This is a genomic window from Hypericibacter terrae (assembly GCF_008728855.1).
Taxonomy (GTDB): Bacteria; Pseudomonadota; Alphaproteobacteria; order Dongiales; family Dongiaceae; genus Hypericibacter; species Hypericibacter terrae.
The window spans coordinates 1,946,627-1,965,096 of the sequence record NZ_CP042906.1; the positions used below are offsets into that span (position 1 = coordinate 1,946,627).

At 64.0% G+C, this 18,470-nt stretch carries 16 protein-coding genes; 15 read left to right on the forward strand and 1 reads right to left on the reverse strand.

Annotated features, from left to right (window positions below; genetic code table 11):
- Positions 1-110: 110 nt before the first annotated feature.
- From FRZ44_RS08970 to FRZ44_RS09005, 8 genes are all read left to right on the forward strand, one after another.
- On the forward strand, positions 111-1,148 hold the full coding sequence (locus FRZ44_RS08970; protein WP_191908502.1) for an LLM class flavin-dependent oxidoreductase: 1,038 nt from the start codon (positions 111-113) through the stop codon (positions 1,146-1,148).
- A complete protein-coding gene (locus FRZ44_RS08975) occupies positions 1,145-2,179 on the forward strand; it encodes a dipeptidase (RefSeq protein WP_191908503.1) in 1,035 nt (344 codons plus the stop codon). Before FRZ44_RS08970 ends, FRZ44_RS08975 begins: the two co-directional genes overlap by 4 nt.
- Before the next feature lie 128 nt (positions 2,180-2,307).
- The gene (locus tag FRZ44_RS08980; RefSeq protein ID WP_225308611.1) at positions 2,308-3,390 is read left to right on the forward strand and encodes an ABC transporter substrate-binding protein; all 1,083 of its coding nucleotides are present in this window, start codon (positions 2,308-2,310) and stop codon (positions 3,388-3,390) included.
- Between the two features lie 98 nt (positions 3,391-3,488).
- Positions 3,489-4,634, forward strand: coding sequence for an ABC transporter ATP-binding protein (locus FRZ44_RS08985; RefSeq protein ID WP_225308612.1), 1,146 nt, complete (start codon positions 3,489-3,491; stop codon positions 4,632-4,634).
- Positions 4,631-5,521 (forward strand): ABC transporter permease, encoded by an 891-nt coding sequence (locus tag FRZ44_RS08990; protein WP_225308613.1) that lies wholly within the window; start codon positions 4,631-4,633, stop codon positions 5,519-5,521. The genes FRZ44_RS08985 and FRZ44_RS08990 overlap by 4 nt, the downstream gene beginning before the upstream one ends.
- The gene (locus tag FRZ44_RS08995; RefSeq protein ID WP_151176868.1) at positions 5,518-6,342 is read left to right on the forward strand and encodes an ABC transporter permease; all 825 of its coding nucleotides are present in this window, start codon (positions 5,518-5,520) and stop codon (positions 6,340-6,342) included. The genes FRZ44_RS08990 and FRZ44_RS08995 overlap by 4 nt, the downstream gene beginning before the upstream one ends.
- 85 nt (positions 6,343-6,427) lie before the next feature.
- Positions 6,428-7,591, forward strand: coding sequence for a M24 family metallopeptidase (locus tag FRZ44_RS09000; protein ID WP_151176869.1), 1,164 nt, complete (start codon positions 6,428-6,430; stop codon positions 7,589-7,591).
- Between the two features lie 64 nt (positions 7,592-7,655).
- Positions 7,656-8,945, forward strand: coding sequence for an NAD(P)/FAD-dependent oxidoreductase (locus FRZ44_RS09005; protein ID WP_151176870.1), 1,290 nt, complete (start codon positions 7,656-7,658; stop codon positions 8,943-8,945).
- A gap of 99 nt (positions 8,946-9,044) precedes the next feature.
- Here the strand turns inward: FRZ44_RS09005 and FRZ44_RS09010 are convergent, their stop codons facing one another.
- Entirely contained in the window at positions 9,045-9,947 is a 903-nt protein-coding gene (locus tag FRZ44_RS09010) for a LysR substrate-binding domain-containing protein (RefSeq protein WP_151176871.1), read from the reverse strand.
- A gap of 217 nt (positions 9,948-10,164) precedes the next feature.
- Here FRZ44_RS09010 and FRZ44_RS09015 point away from each other — a divergent pair, with 217 nt between their 5' ends.
- The 7 genes from FRZ44_RS09015 (at position 10,165) to FRZ44_RS09045 (ending at position 18,469) form a co-directional block, all read left to right on the forward strand.
- The gene (locus FRZ44_RS09015; protein WP_151176872.1) at positions 10,165-11,265 is read left to right on the forward strand and encodes an ABC transporter ATP-binding protein; all 1,101 of its coding nucleotides are present in this window, start codon (positions 10,165-10,167) and stop codon (positions 11,263-11,265) included.
- Positions 11,266-11,268: 3 nt separating this feature from the next.
- Complete coding sequence (locus FRZ44_RS09020; protein WP_225308614.1) at positions 11,269-12,240, forward strand: ABC transporter permease; 972 nt, start codon at positions 11,269-11,271, stop codon at positions 12,238-12,240.
- A 77-nt stretch (positions 12,241-12,317) separates the two neighbouring features.
- Complete coding sequence (locus FRZ44_RS09025) at positions 12,318-13,085, forward strand: ABC transporter permease (RefSeq protein ID WP_407658089.1); 768 nt, start codon at positions 12,318-12,320, stop codon at positions 13,083-13,085.
- 23 nt (positions 13,086-13,108) lie between these two features.
- A complete protein-coding gene (locus FRZ44_RS09030) occupies positions 13,109-14,146 on the forward strand; it encodes an extracellular solute-binding protein (RefSeq protein WP_151176873.1) in 1,038 nt (345 codons plus the stop codon).
- Between the two features lie 92 nt (positions 14,147-14,238).
- The gene (locus FRZ44_RS09035; RefSeq protein ID WP_151176874.1) at positions 14,239-14,964 is read left to right on the forward strand and encodes a cysteine hydrolase; all 726 of its coding nucleotides are present in this window, start codon (positions 14,239-14,241) and stop codon (positions 14,962-14,964) included.
- Positions 14,965-15,032: 68 nt separating this feature from the next.
- Positions 15,033-16,529 (forward strand): CoA-acylating methylmalonate-semialdehyde dehydrogenase, encoded by a 1,497-nt coding sequence (locus tag FRZ44_RS09040; protein ID WP_151176875.1) that lies wholly within the window; start codon positions 15,033-15,035, stop codon positions 16,527-16,529.
- A 464-nt stretch (positions 16,530-16,993) separates the two neighbouring features.
- Complete coding sequence (locus tag FRZ44_RS09045) at positions 16,994-18,469, forward strand: DEAD/DEAH box helicase (RefSeq protein WP_151176876.1); 1,476 nt, start codon at positions 16,994-16,996, stop codon at positions 18,467-18,469.
- Position 18,470 lies beyond the last annotated feature (1 nt).

Below are 18,470 nucleotides of genomic sequence, written 5' to 3' on the forward strand. Positions count from 1 at the left end.
CAGTTCAATTCGTCAAGCTATCCCAGAAAACAGGACAAGTTCGCCGGGATGTGCCTCGCAAGGCGTTGGCTTCGGCCGCGTGCATCCGGGTGATTTCAGGAGCTATGACAATGGATTTCGGGTTTTACCTGCCCTGCTATTGGCCGGACACGAGCTTTCCGGCGCAGACCATGTATGACGAGATGCTCGAGGAAGCGAAGCTCGCCGAGGATCTCGGTTATATCTCCCTGACGATCCCCGAGCATCATTTCATCAATTATCTGACCCATCCCAGCCCGCTGCTGACGGCAGTCCGGGTCGCGAGCGTCACCAGGAAGATTCCGCTCATCTCCGCGGTCCTGGTGCTGCCCTTCTACGATATCCGGCGGTTGGCGGGCGAGATCGCGCAGGCCGACTGCCTGACGCATGGCCGCATCCAGCTCGGCGTCGGCCGCGGCGCCTTCCGCTACGAGTTCGACCGGTTCAACGTGCCGGTCGAGGAGAGCCGCGAGCGCTTCGACGATTCGCTCAATCTCCTGATCAAGCTCCTGACCGAGGAAGAGGTCGGCTGGAACAGCAAATATTACAAGTTCGACCCGATCACCATCACGCCGCGCCCGATCCAGCGACCCTATCCGCCGATCTGGATCGCGGCCTTGGCCGAAGGGGCCATCCAGGGCTGCGTCAAGCGCGGCTTCCACGTCATGACCACGCCGCTGCGTGATCCGTTCTCGGCGGTGAAGATGCAGTCGGATGCGTTCTTCTCGGTGCTGCCGGCCGGAAGTCCGCAGCGCCTCTCGATGCTGCGCATGGGCTTCGTCACGAAGAACGAGGCCGATACCCAGGCGAAGCTGCGCGTGGCCTACGAGAACCATCAGCGCTTCGTCAATGTCTTCACCACGCCCGGCACCGTCCATAACGGCGCCATCGAGCCGATCGCGGTGTCGGAGACGCTGGACGACATCCGCAAGAGCCTGATCATCGGCTCGCCGCAGGAATGCGTCGACAAGCTCGGCCATTATGCCGATCTCGGCATCCACGACATCCAGGTCAATATGAACTTCGGCGCCAACCATGCCGACGTGATGGGCTCGCTCGAGCGCTTCGCGGCGCATGTGATGCCGCATTTCAAGAACCGCTCGTCGGCGCGCGCGAAGGAACTGGCATGAGCGATCCGAAGGAAGCGGCGGCCCTGCATGAGAGGGCGTTCGTCATCGACGGGCTCAACTTCCAGTGCGACGGCAGCACCGACGCACTCAAGGCCGGCGGGGTCAATGCGGTCAATGTGACGGTCAGCGGCCTCAATGCCGATTTCGAGGAGGCCTGCGATCAGATCGGCGAATGGCTCCATCGCTGCGAGCAGCCGGAGTCCGAGTGGCGGATCATTCGCCAGGTGTCGGATTTCCAGGCCGCGCGCGCGGCGGGCCAGATCGGCCTGATCATGGGCTGGCAGAACATGCGCGCCATCGCCGACAATCTGAGACGGCTGCGTCTGTTCCACCGGCTGGGCGTGCGGGTGATGCAGCTCACCTACAACGAGCGCAACTTCATGGGCGATGGCTGCCTCGAGCCCAATGACGGCGGCCTGAGCCTGCTCGGCCGCAAGGCGGTCGCCGAGATGAACGCGCTCGGCATCGCAGTGGATCTGAGCCATGTGGGCGAACGCGCCAGTCTCGAGGCGGCGTCGATCAGCACCAGGCCCGTGCTGCTGACCCACGCCAATGCCAAGGCCGTCTCGAACGTCCCGCGCAACAAGACCGACGCGGTGATCAAGGCGGTGGCCGCCACCGGGGGGCTGATCGGCGCCAGCGTCTATGGCCCGATGTGCTGGGACGGCGATCCCGCGCACCGCCCGGCCTTGCGCGACTTCCTGCGCCATCTCGATCACATCGTCGGGCTGGTCGGGCATGAGCATGTGGCGCTCGGCACCGACTTCCCGGCGGTTCGCGACTTGGCCTCGGTCGGCAGCATCATCCAGATGACCCTCGACCGCTATCCGGCCGCCATCTCCAAATATGCCGCGGCCTTCGGCAATGACGTGCGCACCCGCTATCTCTCGGAATGCAGCACGCCCAACGAAATTCCGGCGATCACTGCAGCGCTGCTCGACCATGGCTGGAAGCCGGCGCAGATCGAAGCCTTCCTCGGCGGCAATTATCTGCGCGTGCTCGCGAAGATCTGGGGTCCGGCCGCCGCCTGAGGTGTCGCACGACAATCTATAACTTGACGCGCTTTTTGGGCGCGATAGGGTCGGATTGTAAGGCGTCAAATTCAGCGGGTCGGTTCAGACCCGGTGACATCCAAATGAGTTCCACGGGAGGAGACCGAATGTTTTCGGGCGTTTTCGACATGGCCGCTCGCCATGACATCAAGCGCGGATTGAGCTGGGGCTCGGCAGCCCTGGCCGGCGCATTGCTGCTGCTGCCGCTGGCGACCCCGGCGCAGGCCGCGGATACCATCACCATCGCCTCCTGGGGCGGCAATTATCAGGACGCGCTCTCCAAGGCGATCTGGGGTCCCGTCGGCCAGAAGCTCGGCATCACCGTGAAGGAGGACAACACCAACGGTCTCGCCGATGTGCGCGCCCAGGTGCTGGCCAACGCAGTGCAGTGGGACATCACCGAGCTCACCATCGATGGCTGCGCCCAGGGTGCCGCCGAAGGCCTGTTCGAGCCCATCGACTTCACTGTGGTGGACAAGTCGGGCTTCGATCCCGCCGTCGTCAATGCCAGCTATATGGGCCAGAACTACTATTCCAACGTCGTCGCCTGGAGCACGGAGAAGTACGGCAAGGACGGTCCGCAAAGCTGGGCCGATTTCTGGAACGTCGAGAAGTTCCCGGGCCGCCGGTCGCTGCGCAACGATCCGGCCGAGGTGCTGGAAGCGGCGCTGCTCGCCGACGGCGTGGCGCCCGACAAGCTCTATCCGCTCGATCTCGACCGCGCCTTCAAGAGCCTCGAGAAGATCAAGCCCTACATCTCCGTCTGGTGGTCCTCGGGCGCGCAATCGGCGCAGCTCCTGACCGACGGCGAGGTCGACATGATCGGCGCCTGGAGCGGCCGCGTGACGGCGGCGCAGGCCCAGGGTGCCAAGGTGGACTTCACCTTCAACCAGGGCCTCCTGATCGCCGACTGCCTGGTGATCCCGAAGGGCGCCAAGAACAAGGACCTGGCGATGAAGGCCCTGGCGGCCGCGCTCTCGGCCGACATCCAGGCCAATCTGCCGACCTATATCGATTACGGCCCGGCCAACGCCAAGGCCTTCGATACTGGCAAGATCGCGCCTGATGTGGCGGCGCGCCTCAATACCGGCCCGGAAAACGCCAAGAAGCAGGTGGTGTTCCACGGCGATTGGTGGGGCGAGCATGGTGCCGAGGCGCGCGAGCGCTGGAGCGCCTTCATGAACGAATAGACTTTCTGCCTCGACCTGCCTCAACCTGAGAACTGGCACCTCCGGCCGGGTTTCGATCCGGCCGGAGGTTTCTTTCTAAAGCCCGGGTGCCTTGCCGCATGACGATGACGACCGATATCGATCCCGCGCTCGAACGCAGCGCCACCGGCGAGAGGATGGGTGCCGATCTGCGGCCGGGCGTGCCGATCCAGATCCGCCAGCTGTCCAAGGTCTATGGCAGCTTCCGCGCGCTCGATGCGGTCGATCTGGATGTGCGCAGCGGCGAATTCCTGACGCTGCTCGGGCCGTCCGGTTCCGGCAAATCGACGCTGCTGATGGCGCTGGCGGGCTTCAGCCGCCCGAACTCAGGCAGCATCGCCTTCGATGGCGACGAGGTCACCCGCCGGCCGCCGCACAAGCGCAATATCGGCGTGGTGTTTCAGAACTACGCCCTGTTCCCGCATATGAATGTGGCGGCCAATGTCGGCTATCCGTTGCGACTGCGTCGCGTGGGCAGGGCCGAGACCGCCGACCGTGTTCGCCGCGCGCTCGATCTGGTGCAGCTGAGCTCGATGCTGGAGCGCACGATCGACAGCCTGTCCGGCGGCCAGCGCCAGCGCGTGGCGTTGGCGCGCGCCATCGTGTTCGAGCCGAAGATCCTGCTGATGGACGAGCCGCTCTCGGCGCTCGACAAGAAGCTGCGCGAGCATATGCAGATCGAGATCCGGCATCTGCATGAGAAGCTCGGCGTCACCACGATCTATGTGACCCACGATCAGCGCGAGGCGCTGACCATGTCGGACCGGATCGCCGTCATCAATCAGGGCCGCATTGCCCAGATCGACAAGCCGCGTGAGCTCTATGAAGCGCCGGCCAGCCGTTTCGTCGCCGAGTTCATCGGCGAGGCGGTGCTGTTGCCGGTCGAGCTGCGGGAGGGGGCGGCCTGGTGCGCCGGCTGCCGTCTGCAGGGCGTCAAGATCGCCGATCGATCGCGTCCGCTTTATCTGGTCCTGCGACCCGAGAAGCTCGATCTTCTGCCGGCGGCGACCGGTGGTGATTGGAACCGCTTTCCGGGTCGCGTGCGCGAGGTGGTCTATCAGGGCGACAGCGTGCTGGTTGCGATCCAGCTCGAGGGCGGCACGCTGGTCAATCTGCGCAAAGCCAGCGACCGCAGCAGCCTGAACCAGCTGCCGGCGAATGGCGATGCGGTCGTGCTCGGCGTGCATCTCGAGGACACGCTGGTGGTGCCGGAGGACCGGCCGTGACGACTTCTGTGGGGGTGGCCGTCGGGGCCGCGGCATTGGCGTCCGACGCCCGCGGCGAACGGCGCCGGCTGCTGCTGCTGTCCTCGCCGGCGATGCTGGTCGTGGCGCTCGTCATCTTCATTCCGGTCGGCTGGCTGTTCTGGCTCTCCTTCTTCGACCAGACCGGCGCCACCACCGCAAACTATGTGCGGCTGATCGACAACAGCGCCTATTACAAGATCTTCCAGACGACCTTCCTGTTGAGCGCGATCGTGACGTTGGTCACGATCCTGCTGGGCTATCCCCTGGCCTATCTGCTGTCGCAGCTTTCGCGCCGGGCGGCGCTGATCGGGCTTGCCCTGGTGCTGCTGCCGTTCTGGACCTCGCTCCTGGTGCGCACCTATGCCTGGCTGGTGCTGCTGCAGCGCAACGGCCTGGTCAACACGGCCCTCATCAAGCTGGGCCTGATCGATCAGCCGCTGGCGCTGGTCTATAACTTCACCGGAGCCGTCATCGGCATGGTCCATATCATGCTGCCCTTCCTGGTGCTGCCGCTCTACGCCTCGATGAAGAGCATCGATCCGCTGCTGCCGCGCGCGGCGATGAGCCTGGGGGCGAGCCCGCGCGCCGCATTCTGGACGGTGTTCGCGCCGCTGACCCTGCCGGGCCTCTTCGCCGGCAGCCTGCTGGTCTTCATCTACTGCCTCGGTTTCTACATCGTGCCGCAGGTGCTGGGCGGCGGCCGGGTCAACATGGTGGCGATGAAGATCCTCGAGAACGCCACGACCTATTTCAACTGGGGCGCCGCTTCGGCTCTGGGCGTCGTGCTGCTGGTCGTGACGCTCGGCATCTTCTATGTCATCGGCCGCTTCCTGCCGGCCGAGCGCCTCTCGGCGGAGCCGCGATGAGCAGCGGCATCGATCGGGACGTCTCGCATTGGCAGCGCGCCTGGCTCTATGTCTATGCCGGGCTGGTGCTGCTGTTCCTGGTGGTGCCGATCCTGATCGTCGTGCCGATGTCCTTCACGCCCTCGGAGCATCTGGAGTTCCCGCCGCCGGCGCTTTCCCTGCGCTGGTACCAGAGCTTCTTCGGCAGCACCGAATGGATGGATGCGGCCTGGGTCTCGATCCGCGCGGCCTTCTTCACGGTACTGGTGGCGACGCCGCTGGGCACGGCCGCCGCCTACGGCCTCCATGTCGCGGCGAGCCGCTGGACCAAGATCCTGCGCGCCGCCCTCGTGGTGCCGCTGATCGTGCCGGTGATCATCGTCGCCATCGGCCTCTTCTATGTTTTCGCCAAGCTCGGCCTGATCAACACCATGACCGGGCTGGTCCTGGCCCATACGGTGCTGGCGATCCCCTTCGTCATCGTGACGGTGACGGCGGGCCTGCGCCGCTACGAGATGAGTCAGGAGATGGTCGCGCGCAGCCTGGGCGCCAACCGCTGGGTCGCCTTCTTCACAGTGACCCTGCCGCAGATCCGGATCTCCGTGCTGTCGGGCGCGCTCTTCGCCTGGGTCACCTCGTTCGACGAGGTGGTGATCGCGCTCTTCATCTCGCGCGGCGAATCCTCGACCCTGACCCGCAAGATGTTCACCTCGCTGCGCGACCAGGTCAGCCCGACCATCGCCGCGATCTCGACCATGCTGATCGCGCTCTCGATCCTCGTGGCCGCGGCGATCCTGATCCAGGAGCTTTCCAGACCACAGCGGGCAGGGCAGCGGGCCTGACCGGCGGGCGACACGGATTTTCGTTCATTTATCGAATCGGGCGGCCGAGGTTCTTCGCCGCCCAGCTTGGCATCGGAGGATTGGCGTGGCTCAGGAGTTCGCAGCGTTTTCGAAGGAAGAACATGACGGCCGCATGGCGCGCGCCCGCGCGCTGATGCGCGAGCAGAAATATGCCTGCTGCATCGTGGTGGCGCCGGAGAACCTCTATTATCTCGGCGGCTACGAATCCTGGGTCAGCGTCAACAGCCCCCAGGCGCTGATCTTCACCGCCGACGAGGCGGAACCCACCCTGATCCTGCGCAATGTCGATCTCTCCCTGGCGCTGGAGACGAGCTGGGTCCGCGACATCCGCACCTATCATCTCCATACCGAGAACTTCGCCGCGCGCGTCGCCGGCATCCTCGAGGAGAAGGGCGTCACCGACGGGCGCGTGGCGATCGAGCTGCAATCCTATGCGCTGCCTTATTCGCTGGGCCGCGAACTCGCCGCCGCCCTGGCGCCGATCCAGCTGGTCGATGCGACGGTGACTTTGGGCGATCTGCGGCTGGCGAAGTCGGCCCGCGAGATGCAGTACATCGAGCAGGCGGCGGCCTTCACCAATATCGGCCTGAAGGCCGCGCGCCAGGCGCTCAAGCCCGGCGTCACCGAGATCGGGCTCGCCGCCGCGATCGAGGGCGCGCTGCGACTTGCCGGCAGCGACTATTGGGCGATCCCGACCGAGCTCGCCAGCGGCAAGCGCACGCCGGGCGGCCATGGCACGCCGCGCGAGAAGCCGATCGAGCCGGGTGACCTGGTCCATATCGAGTTCGCCGGCGTCTCGAACCGCTATCACACGACGGCGCTGCAGACCTTGTCGCTGGGCGATCCGGGGCCGCGCGCCAGGGAGCTCTACGAGATCGGGCTGCAGTCCTTGCGCGCCGGCATCGCCGCGGTGAAGCCGGGCGTGCCGGTCTCGGCCGCCGAAGAGGCGTCGCTCCTGCCGCTGCGCAAGCACGGGCTGGAGCACACGGCCATGATGCGCTTCGGCTACGGCATCGGCATCGCCTATCCGCCGATCTGGCTCGAGACCCTGCAGATCAGCCGCGGCTTCGATCGCAAGTTTGAGACCGGCATGGTCTTCGTGCTTCACTCCTGCCTCGAGCTGGTCGAGGAAGGAATCGGGATCGTGCAGGGTGGGACCTATGCGCTGACGGAATCGGGTCCGCGCATGCTGGTGGGGGCAGGGGATTCGCCGCTGGTGATGGCTTGAACATTCACCTCCCCCTCAAGGGGGGAGGGGATAAGTAAGATGTGGTCGGCGGGATGAACCCAGAATGAACCAGAACGCGGATGCGATCATCGTTGGCGGCGGCATCGCGGGGGCGGCCACGGCCTATTACCTCGCCAAGGCCGGCCTGAAGCCGATCCTCTGCGAGAAGGGCGAGATCGCGGGCGAGCAGTCGAGCCGCAATTGGGGCTTCGTGCGCCAGCAGGGCCGCGATCCCTTCGAAGTGCCGCTGATGATCGAATGCAATCGGATGTGGCAGGGCCTCTCGGCCGAGCTCGGCACCGATCTCCACTGGCGCCAGGGCGGCAATCTGGCGATGGCGGCCGACGGGAAGCGGCTCGCCGCCTTGGAAGGCTGGCTCGACGTCGCCAAGCTCTATCAGCTCGACAGCCGCATCCTGACCAACAAGCAGATCCGCGAGCTCATTCCCGGCATCGAAGGGCACTGGGTCGGGGGACTCTATACGCCGAGCGACGGGCAGGCCGAGCCGGCGGTCGTGGCGCCGGCCTTCGCGCAAGTTGCACGCCAGCTCGGCGCCGAGATCATGACCGGCTGCGCCGTCGACGAGATCGTGACGGCAGGCGGCGCCGTCACCGGCGTGCGCACCGAGCGCGGCGAGCTCAAGGCGCCCATCGTCATTTGCGCCGCAGGCGCCTGGAGTTCGCGTCTGCTGCGCAGGCTGGGTCTTTCCCTGCCGCAGTTGCTGATCCGCGGCACGGTCGCGCGCACCACGCCGGCGCCGAAGATCACTGCGGCCGGCGTCTGGGGCCCCGAGGTCGCGTTCCGCCAGCGCAGCGACGGCAGCTTCAACATCGCCGCCGGCACCGGCACCGATTACGACATCGTCCCCGACACGCTGCGCCACGCCCGCGCCTTCTGGCCGAACTTCCGCGAGAACCGCGCTCTGTTCGACCTGCATTTCGGGCCGGCGTTCCTGAAGAGCCTCTGGTCGGAGCTGCGGCTCTCCGAAACCGGCCGCCATCCCTTCCGCGCCATTCGGGTCATGGATCCGCCGGCCAACCCGGATCGCGTCGCCAATGCGCTGGCGGGCCTCAAGACGGTGTTCCCGAATCTCGGGCCGGTCTCGATCGTCCGAAGCTGGGCCGGCAATATCGATGCCACGCCCGATGCGATCCCGGTCCTGGGCGGGGTCGAGGCGGTGAGGGGACTTCTGATCGCCACCGGCCTCAGCGGCCACGGATTCGGCATGGGACCGATCGTCGGGCGGCTGATGGCGGAGCTGGCGGCCAAGGGAAAGACCTCGTTCGACATCACCGGCTTCCGCTTTTCGCGCTTCGAGGAGGGCGCGACATTGGGTGCTCGCAGCGTTGTCTGAATGGGCGCGGGGCGCCCGTTCCGATGTCGAAGGTGCTTTCTCGGGACCTCCGGCGCGGCATGGGGGCACGCCGTGATTCCCGGTGCGGCTTGATTAGCATCATCGCTTCCGGCGCGGGCGTAGCGCCTGGCGCCATTCCGCTTGGATATCCTCGGCGACTTCCATGAAACGTCGAATGAGAGGCCGATTCTGACGCTGCGCCACGCAGGTGGCGAAGAATGGAATCGTCATCGACGCGCCGTCGATCCGAATCATATGTAATCGGCTGTCCGGTACATAATCCACAATGCAGACCACGCCGACGCCCAAACCTCGAAGCACAGCCTCCCGGACGCCTTCTCGCCCGGTCACGCGCAGAATGTGGCCAGGCGATACGCCCGCCTCGCCAAGAGCTTGATCGACCACTTGCTGCGTGGCGGAGCTCGGTTCGCGAAACACCACGCGCTGGCCGCTGAAGTCCTTGACGTAGACAGCGCGCCGGCGGGCCCAGGGGTGCTCGTCGTTGGCGAATGCCATCACGTCGAACTGCCCGACCAGGACGGACCGGTAGCGTGATTCGGGCAGGCGGCGCGCGAGGACGGCAACGTCGCTGGAGAATCCGTCGAGGCTTTCTGTCACCAGTTCGGCCGAGCCGACATCGACGGTCACTTCGACACCGGGAAGCCGCGTCGCGAACCGCTGAACGAGTTCCATCGTGACCGCAGGTCCGACCGTGCCGACCGACAGTCGACCGACCTTCAGGTCGCGCGCTGCATGCAAAAAGCGAAGCGCCTCGTCGTTCACGGCAAACACATCTTGCGTGATCTGATAGAGCGTGCGTCCGGCCGAAGAAAGCTCGACCCGGCGGCCCCGGCGATGAAAGAGCTCTACGCGAAAATGCGTTTCGAGCGCCCGTACCTGCTCGGTGACCGTCGGTTGACTCACGCCGAGCTGGTGCGCCCCGGCCGTAAAACCGTGGTGCTTCGCTACCGCGTGGAAGGATCGGAGCCATTTTTCATACATAGGGCCAGCCTATAACAAAGGAAGATTAATCAATTTGACCGTTCGGCAGCGCGGAATCTAGCGTTTTGATGGTGAGGCGAGGGGCGACCAAGCGGCTTCAGCGGTGCCAAAACTGGGCATCGATTGAAGCGATCTTCGGATCGCAAAAATCACCCCGCTTCGCACTACGGAGCCGCACGGGCGCAGCGCCCGCTCCGGCGGCCCGGGGTTGGGGGACATGGGACAACAATCTGCTGTCGAGATCCGTCGACTGACCAAGGTGTTCGGCACCCCGGCCACCGAATCGACGCCGGTTCTGAACGATGTTTCGCTCACCATCGAGGACAACGAATTTTTCACGCTGCTCGGGCCGTCGGGCTGCGGAAAGACGACGCTGCTTCGTCTGACCGCTGGTTTCGAGCAGCCCACCAAGGGATCCGTGATTCTCTTCGGTCGGCACATGGAGGGCCTGGCGCCGGACGCGCGACCAGTCAACACGGTGTTTCAGAGCTATATGCTCTTCCCGCACATGACCGTCGAGGAAAACGTCGGGTTCGGCCTGAGGATGCTCGGGCGCCCAGCTGCGGAGATAAAGCGGCGCTCTCGTCACGTTCTCTCTCTTGTGCGCCTGACGGGACTGGAGAACCGGTCGCCTCATCAATTGTCGGGCGGCCAACAGCAGCGCGTCGCTCTTGCGCGCGCGCTGGCACCGGCACCGCGGGTCCTGCTTCTTGACGAGCCGCTGTCGGCTCTGGATCTCAAGCTCCGGCATCAGATGCGGGGCGAGCTGAAAACGCTGCAACGCGAAACCGGCATCACATTCGTCTTCGTCACGCATGATCAGGACGAGGCCTTGACCATGAGCGACCGTATCGCGGTCCTCGGCAACGGCACGATCCATCAGGTCGGAACCCCCGTCGATGTCTATGAAAACCCGGTCAACCGGTTTGTGGCGGGGTTTGTGGGCGAGACCAATTTCATCGACGCGGTCATCGAGCGGCGATCCGGGGCCGGCGCGATCTGCCGAATTGGAGAAAATTGTCGGCTCGCGGTCGAGTCATCGGGGAAGGCGACAGTGGGAGAGGCTGTCATCTTGTCGGTTCGCCCGGAAAAGCTCCGCCTCGAGCCCATCGGTCAAGATGATCCCGAACAACTCATCGGGCGGATTGCGAACCGGAACTATGGCGGGGCGGGCACGGCCTATCAGGTCGACGTAAAAGGGGGAATCTCTCTTCTTGTGCATGAAGGCAACGATGTTGCCGGCCGGCCGCGGCTTCAAGAAGGGGAGGCCGTTCGCATCGTGGTTCCCCCGAAGGCCGTTCGCATGCTCGAGGGCTGAGCGATGGCAATGCCGATCATAGCGCAGCCGCCGGAGACGGCGCGGATCGCGCCCCAGGATGGATCGCCTTCGCACCGTGATGGGCCGCAGCGGCGGGAGCTGCGCAAGCGCGGGCTCCTGATCGCCCCGGTCGTGCTGACTATCGGTTGTTTCCTGGCCTTGCCGATGGCCATCATCCTCACTTACTCGTTTTTGGTGCCGGCCACTTATGGCGGCGTAAGGTGGGAGTTCTCGCTCGAAGCTTATCGGCAGTTCCTCTTCGACCGCGATTTCATCGATGAAACGCTGATCTTCAATTCAGCCTATCTGGAGATATTTTCGCGCTCGCTGGTCCTTGCGATTTTTTCGATGGTCGCGTGCCTTCTCATCGGTTTTCCCACCGCCTATTTCATCGCGACCCGGCCCGGCGCGACGCGAACCTATTGGGTATTCCTGATCACCCTTCCGTTCTGGACCAACCTGTTGATCCGGACCTATTGCGTCCTTCTGATTCTGCGTGAAGAGGGTCTGATCAACAATACGCTGATTTGGCTAGGCGTGCTCGATAAGCCGATTATCATGATGTACACGAACTTCTCGATGGGAATGGGGCTCGTCTACAGCTACCTGCCGTTCATGGTGCTGCCGCTCTACGCCAATCTGGAGAAGCTGGATTTTCGCCTGATCGAGGCGGCGCATGATCTATACGCAACGCGGTGGCGCGTTCTGCGCTGGGTCATCCTGCCGCACGCCAGGCCTGGCATCACCGCCGGCTGCCTGCTGGTCTTCATCCCCAGTCTGGGCACGTTCCTGGCGCCGGATCTTCTGGGCGGTGGCAAGCGGCTCATGATCGGCAACCTCATCCAGCTTCAATTCGGGAGCAGCCGAAACTGGCCGTTCGGCGCGGCATCGGCGGTGATCCTCCTGGTAGCGATCATGATGGTCTTGATTCTGTATGCCCGCCATGCGGCGCGCCATGGAGAATCGAGGGGATGACGATGGCGTCGATGCGCTCAGCCAGATTCGTCAGGATCGGACGTTTCCCGGGGTTCGGGACGATGGCTTGGCTGTGCATGGCGCTTCTCTATGCGCCGGTCGTCATCCTCGTTGTGTTTTCGTTCAACGCCAACCGGGCTGTCACCATCTGGGCGGGATTCAGCCTGGATTGGTACGTTCGCGCTGCCGCAAACAGCGGTCTCCAGAAGGCCGCCTTGAATTCGCTCATTGTGGGCATCGTGGCGACTGTCTGCGCAACGGCTATGGCGACGGCCGCAGCGCTGGCGACGTCCCGTGGCCAGCGGTTCCGCGGGATCAATGCGCTCTATGCATTGATCAGCATGCCCATGATGATTCCCGAGATCGTCATCGCGGTTGGGACCCTCTCGTTCTTCGCACTCGCGGGAATCCGGCTCGGGTTGGTCAATGTGATCATCGCCCACACGGTCTTCTGCATTCCATTCGCGTATCTGCCGATAAGAGCCCGGCTCGAGGTCATGGACAAGCGCCTGGAAGAGGCGGCCAGCGACCTCTACGCGTCGGCGTGGCAGAGCTTCCGGCTGATTACACTGCCGTTGCTCATGCCCGGGATCGTCTCGGGCGCGATGCTCGCCTTCATCATCTCGATCGACGACTACATCATCACGTCGATGGTGGCCGGAGCGGGGGCGGGAACGTTGCCGATCTACGTCTACACCCAGCTTCGATTGGGCGTGACACCGGAGATCAATGCCATCTCGACGGTACTTCTCGCAATCTCAATTCTCTTTGTGGCGGCATCGCATCTGGTAGGAAGCTACGGGTTGGCGCGTACCCGCAGCGGTTCGGTTCGGCACACAGGCTAAAGCGGAAAACGGGGAGGTTCTCGATGGCTATTCGCTGTCTGACATTCGTTGCGGTTTGGCTTCTCGCAGGAGCGCTCGGTGGGTCGCCGGCGAAGGCGGCAGGTCAGCTCAACATCTTCAACTGGGGCGAATACACCAGCATGGAGATGATCGAAAAGTTCGAGAAGCAGTACGACGTCAAGGTCACGATTGATACCTATGACTCGAACGAGTCCATGCTGGCCAAACTGAAGTCCGGCGCGACCGGCTATGACATCGCAGTGCCTGGCGATTACATGGTCGCGATCATGGTGAGCGAAGGCATGCTCGAGCGTGTCGAGCCGAACCAGATGTCCAACTTCGGCAACATGGACGAGCGATGGGTGGATGTTTACTGGGACCGGGGGCGCCACTATTCGGTACCCTGGAACTGGGGCACCACGACGTTCATTGTGAATACCAAGGCCTATACCGGCGATATCGACACACTGGCGCTCATTTTTGACGCGCCGAGCGAGCTCAAGGGCCGGATCAATCTGCTCCGTGACGTGAACGATGTGATCAACGCCGCCTTGCGTTATCTCGATCTTCCACGGTGCAACTCGAATCCGGACGACCTTCGCAAGCTGCAAGCCCTCCTTCTGAAGGTGAAGCCGGACATCAAATCCTTCGCGTATGAATCGAAGGAACTGATCAATGCCGGCGAAGTCGATTTGGCGCAGATCTGGAACGGCTTCGCGCTGCGCGCGCGACGGGAGCGGCCTGAGATGCACTACGCCTATCCGCGCGAAGGGTTCACGGCGTGGATGGATAACCTGGTTGTACTCAAGGGCGCGCCGAATCTGGACAATGCGAAACTGTTCATCAATTTCATGATGGATCCGGAGAATGCGGCGCTGCAGTCGAACTTCACCGCCTACGCCAACGGGATCAAGGGAAGCGATCGGTACATTAATCCGGAGATCCTGAGTTCGCCGGAATATCAACCGCCGCCTTCCGCGCCGGAGCCGGAATTCGTGCCGCCTTGCGACGAGAAGGTCGTTCGGATGTACGACAAGATCTGGACGAATTTCCTGAAATAGATGGCTGTGCCCCACCGTGCGATGTGACGCGATGGGGCACTGTCGGCCATGCCGAGGGCGTCGCGGCTCCGATATCTGCAAGAGGTGGCTGAATGGTTTCCGGACTCCATCCGCAATGGGCGTCGCTCGATTTCGATGCTTTGCTCTCCCTGCCGGCCGCGTTGTTGATCGTCGATGCCACGAACAGTGTCCTTTCAAAGGACGGCGCGCAGCAAGCCGATCGGCTCTGGGAGAGAAGCCGACGGCCGGGCGGTACATTGGAGAACACCGCCCGTCTGGTCGAAGCGGCGCGCGCGGGCGGTGTTCGTGTCGGCTGGTTCCGCTACGAGTATCTGCGCGATCACTACCCCGCGACGCCGATGGATGATGCTCAGTACCGGTATTGGCGAGGCGGGCGCAACTGGACCGACGAGCAGAAGGAGTGGGATTCAGCTCTTGTCCCGGAGCTGGCGGCGATCCAGCGGGCTGGTGACTTCGAGATTCTCTATAAGAGCTTCGGGAATATCTTTCTCGGAACGCCGCTTCAACAGATGCTGAATGCCTGGGGGGTCCGGACCTTGCTGCTTGCTGGATACCATCTGGACGAGTGCGTGGAGCAGGCGGCGCGAACCGCCCGGGATCTGGGGTTCATGCCTTTGGTTGCGGCGGACTGCTGTTGTTGCGCGCATGAAGGTGACGAGACATCGACCTTGAAGCGGATCGACAGCCACTGGGCGCCGGTCATCTCGACAGACCACATTGCGGCCATTATCCAACGACGCTTGCGAGACACGCGTGCCGCCGGCCCGGGTACGAAAGTACCGATCGCGACCGGTTAATCGGCCCCTGTAAGCCCAGGCCGCCGAATGCCCTTCAGTATTCTTCGACAGACCCAGTGGAGCGTTTTATGGACGAACTTCATCATTTTATTGCCGGTAAGCGGGTCATGGGGACCAGCGGACGCTTCGCCGACGTTCACAATCCCGCCACCGGAGAGGTTATCGCGCGGACGCCCCTGGCCTCCGAAGCCGAGGTGGCGAGATCCGTGGATGCCGCGAAGGCCGCGCTGCCGGCATGGGCGGAAACGCCACCGCTGCGACGGGCACGGGTCTTGTTCAAATTCAAGGAGCTGCTCGAAGCCAATCTGGACAAGCTGGCGAAGGTCGTGACTGCCGAGCATGGCAAGACGCTCGAAGATTCGAGGGGATCGTGCGCCAGAGGCATCGAGGTTGTAGAGTTCGCCTGTGGCGTGCCGCACCTGCTGAAGGGTGAATTCACACAGGGCGTAGCAACCGGCGTCGATTCCTGGTCGGTTCGCCAGCCGGTCGGTGTTTGCGCAGGGATCACGCCCTTCAATTTTCCCGTCATGGTGCCGATGTGGATGTTCCCGATCGCTATCGCGTGCGGAAACAGCTTCATACTGAAGCCATCGGAGCGGGATCCTTCGGTGAGCCTTCTTCTTGCGGAGCTGTTCCACGCTGCCGGCTTGCCGGCGGGCATCTTCAATGTGGTGAACGGCGACAAGGACGCGGTCGGCGCGCTATTGCGCAATCGCGATGTTCGGGCGGTCAGCTTCGTTGGCTCCACTCCGGTTGCGGAGCAGATCTATCACCTGGGATCGGCGAACAATAAGCGCGTGCAGGCGCTGGGCGGTGCCAAGAACCACATCGTGGTGATGCCCGATGCAGCGATGGAGCAGACGACCGATGCTCTGATGGCTGCGGCCTATGGCTCCGCGGGCGAACGCTGCATGGCGGCCTCGGTCGTGGTTGCTGTCGGCGATAAGGTTGGCGATGCACTGGTCGAGAGGCTGGCGCCGCGTGTGCGCGGCCTCAAGGTGGGCCCCGGCATGGACCCGGGAAGCGAGATGGGGCCGCTCATAAGCCGTCAGCATCTCGAACGCGTGAAAGCCTATGTTCAGAAGGGCGTGGAGGAGGGAGCGGAACTGGTCGTCGACGGCCGCAGCCTCAGGCTCCAGGGATATGAGAAGGGCTATTTCCTGGGCGGTTGCCTCTTCGACCGTGTAACGCCGGCGATGACGATCTACAAGGAAGAGATCTTCGGCCCGGTTCTTTCGGTGGTGCGCGTACAGGATCTCGAGAGCGCAGCGAAGCTGGTCAACGAGCATGAGTTTGGGAACGGCACGGCAATCTTCACGCGAGATGGCGATGCCGCCCGCGAGTTCTCCCACCAGGCTCAGATCGGCATGGTGGGCGTCAATGTACCGGTTCCAGTGCCCATGGCGTTCCACAGCTTCGGCGGGTGGAAACGCTCGTTGTTCGGCGACCACCATATGCACGGGCTCGAGGGCGTCCGGTTCTTCACCAAAATGAAGACGATCACGACGAGATGGCCCGAAGGCCTGCGGCGAGGGGTGAAGCCCCCCACCTTGGCCGCCGAATGAGTGGCCTTCGATCCGTAGCAGGGCCGATCGTCGGGCGGTTGACCGTTATAGGGACGTTGATCGGCAGACTTGGTGATGTCTTGAGAGTGCCACCCGGTCGCTTTGCGATCGCCCGACGCTCGTTCTGCCTGGGAATATTCAAGTCATTGAATTTGCAACAATAATGTGGAAGATCTCAGCGGTGAACGGGGGCCATGTGCGCCTCGCAATGGAGTCCGGCGCCGGGAAAGTTTGACAATCCCTACTGCTTTATGGGAGAAGCCCGCATCCGGTCTCCCGGATTTAGCGCTCCAGCCGCGTCAAGAGATGTCATCCGTCTCTGTCTGTTGAGCGTTTTGACCGACTTCATCAAGACATGCCCAGAACGCGGGGTGTTTCTCCACGTAGATCGTGGCCCCCTGCGGCTGCCCGCTTTTGAGTAAGCGTGGGGCCGGAACGCCGCCCCTGTAAGAAAGAGTACCCAATTGACTGATTTCGCTTCGCTCGGCCTGGCCGAGCCCCTCCTGCGCGCTGTTGCCCAGGAAGGCTATACCGTGCCGACGCCGATCCAGGCACAGACCATCCCCTATGTCATGCAAGGCCGCGACCTGCTCGGCATCGCCCAGACGGGCACCGGCAAGACGGCGGCGTTCGCGCTCCCGATCCTCCATCGCCTGGCCCAGAACCGGAAGGCGCCGCCGCAGCGCGGCTGCCGCGTCCTGGTGCTGGCGCCCACCCGTGAGCTTGCGGCCCAGATCGCCCAGAGCTTCGAGACCTATGGCCGTCATTTCCGCTTCTCGGTCGCGGTCGTCGTCGGCGGCGTCAAGCCGAGCCCGCAGATCCGTGCGCTCGCGCGCGGCGTCGACGTGCTCGTCGCCACGCCGGGTCGCCTGAACGACCATCTCGGCACCGGTGCCGCCCGTCTCGACGGCGCGGAAGTCCTGGTGCTGGACGAGGCCGACCATATGCTCGACCTCGGCTTCCTCGAGCCGATCCGCAAGATCCTTCGCCGCATGCCGAAGGAACGTCAGACCCTGTTCTTCTCCGCGACCATGCCCCAGGCCATCGGCTCGCTGGCGAAGGACATGCTGCGCGATCCCGCCAGCGTCGCCGTCGCCCCCGTGGCGACGACCGCGGAAAAGGTGAGCCAGCAGGTTTTCCTCGTGGAGCGGCCCGCCAAGCCGGCGCTGCTGATCGAATTGCTGTCCAAGCCGGAATTCGCCCGTACGCTCGTCTTCACCCGCACCAAGCGGGGTGCTGATCGCGTCACGGAACGTCTGGAAGCGGCCGGCATTCCGGCGGCGGCCATCCATGGCAATAAGAGCCAGAGCCAGCGCGAACGCGCCCTCCTGAGCTTCCGCCAGGGCCGCACCCGCATCCTGGTCGCGACCGACATCGCCGCCCGCGGCATCGATGTCGACGGCATCACCCATGTGGTGAATTTCGATCTGCCGGAAGTCGCCGAAGCCTATGTGCATCGCATCGGCCGCACCGCGCGCGCCGGCGCTGCCGGCATCGCGATCTCGTTCTGCGATTACGAGGAGCGCGGCTATCTGCGCGATATCGAACGGCTCACACGCCAGACCCTGCCGGTCACCGACCGTCGCGGCAAGGTGCCGGCCGGCTCGCATGAGGTGATGGCGCGCGTCGATGGCGAGACCCGGGGCCGTCAGGGCCGCGGTCTCAGCCAGCCGTCGCGCGGTCACGCCGACAACCGCAATCATGGCGACAACCGCAACCGCAATGACGGTCGCGGCCATGGCGACGCCCGTCCCCATGCCGATGCCCGTGCCCGCACGGACGGCCGGGGCTACAGCGACGGACGCGGCCAGAAGGAAGGTCGCGGTCATGGCGAAAACCGTGGCGGCCCGCGCTCCGCGCGTCCCGCCGGCGGCAAGAATCGCCGCCCGGGCCGACCGAACTATCAGCCCAATCACGGCCGTACCGCCATCGGCGACTAAC

Excerpts from the sequence above, each read along its gene's own strand:
- FRZ44_RS08970 (WP_191908502.1), top strand. The coding sequence starts at position 111 with ATGGATTTCGGGTTTTACCTGCCCTGCTATTGGCCGGACACGAGCTTT.
- FRZ44_RS08975 (WP_191908503.1), top strand. The coding sequence starts at position 1,145 with ATGAGCGATCCGAAGGAAGCGGCGGCCCTGCATGAGAGGGCGTTCGTC.
- FRZ44_RS08980 (WP_225308611.1), top strand. The coding sequence starts at position 2,308 with ATGTTTTCGGGCGTTTTCGACATGGCCGCTCGCCATGACATCAAGCGC.
- FRZ44_RS08985 (WP_225308612.1), top strand. The coding sequence starts at position 3,489 with ATGACGATGACGACCGATATCGATCCCGCGCTCGAACGCAGCGCCACC.
- FRZ44_RS08995 (WP_151176868.1), top strand. The coding sequence starts at position 5,518 with ATGAGCAGCGGCATCGATCGGGACGTCTCGCATTGGCAGCGCGCCTGG.
- FRZ44_RS09005 (WP_151176870.1), top strand. The coding sequence starts at position 7,656 with ATGAACCAGAACGCGGATGCGATCATCGTTGGCGGCGGCATCGCGGGG.
- FRZ44_RS09010 (WP_151176871.1), bottom strand. The coding sequence starts at position 9,947 with ATGTATGAAAAATGGCTCCGATCCTTCCACGCGGTAGCGAAGCACCAC.
- FRZ44_RS09015 (WP_151176872.1), top strand. The coding sequence starts at position 10,165 with ATGGGACAACAATCTGCTGTCGAGATCCGTCGACTGACCAAGGTGTTC.
- FRZ44_RS09020 (WP_225308614.1), top strand. The coding sequence starts at position 11,269 with ATGGCAATGCCGATCATAGCGCAGCCGCCGGAGACGGCGCGGATCGCG.
- FRZ44_RS09025 (WP_407658089.1), top strand. The coding sequence starts at position 12,318 with ATGGCGCTTCTCTATGCGCCGGTCGTCATCCTCGTTGTGTTTTCGTTC.
- FRZ44_RS09030 (WP_151176873.1), top strand. The coding sequence starts at position 13,109 with ATGGCTATTCGCTGTCTGACATTCGTTGCGGTTTGGCTTCTCGCAGGA.
- FRZ44_RS09035 (WP_151176874.1), top strand. The coding sequence starts at position 14,239 with ATGGTTTCCGGACTCCATCCGCAATGGGCGTCGCTCGATTTCGATGCT.
- FRZ44_RS09040 (WP_151176875.1), top strand. The coding sequence starts at position 15,033 with ATGGACGAACTTCATCATTTTATTGCCGGTAAGCGGGTCATGGGGACC.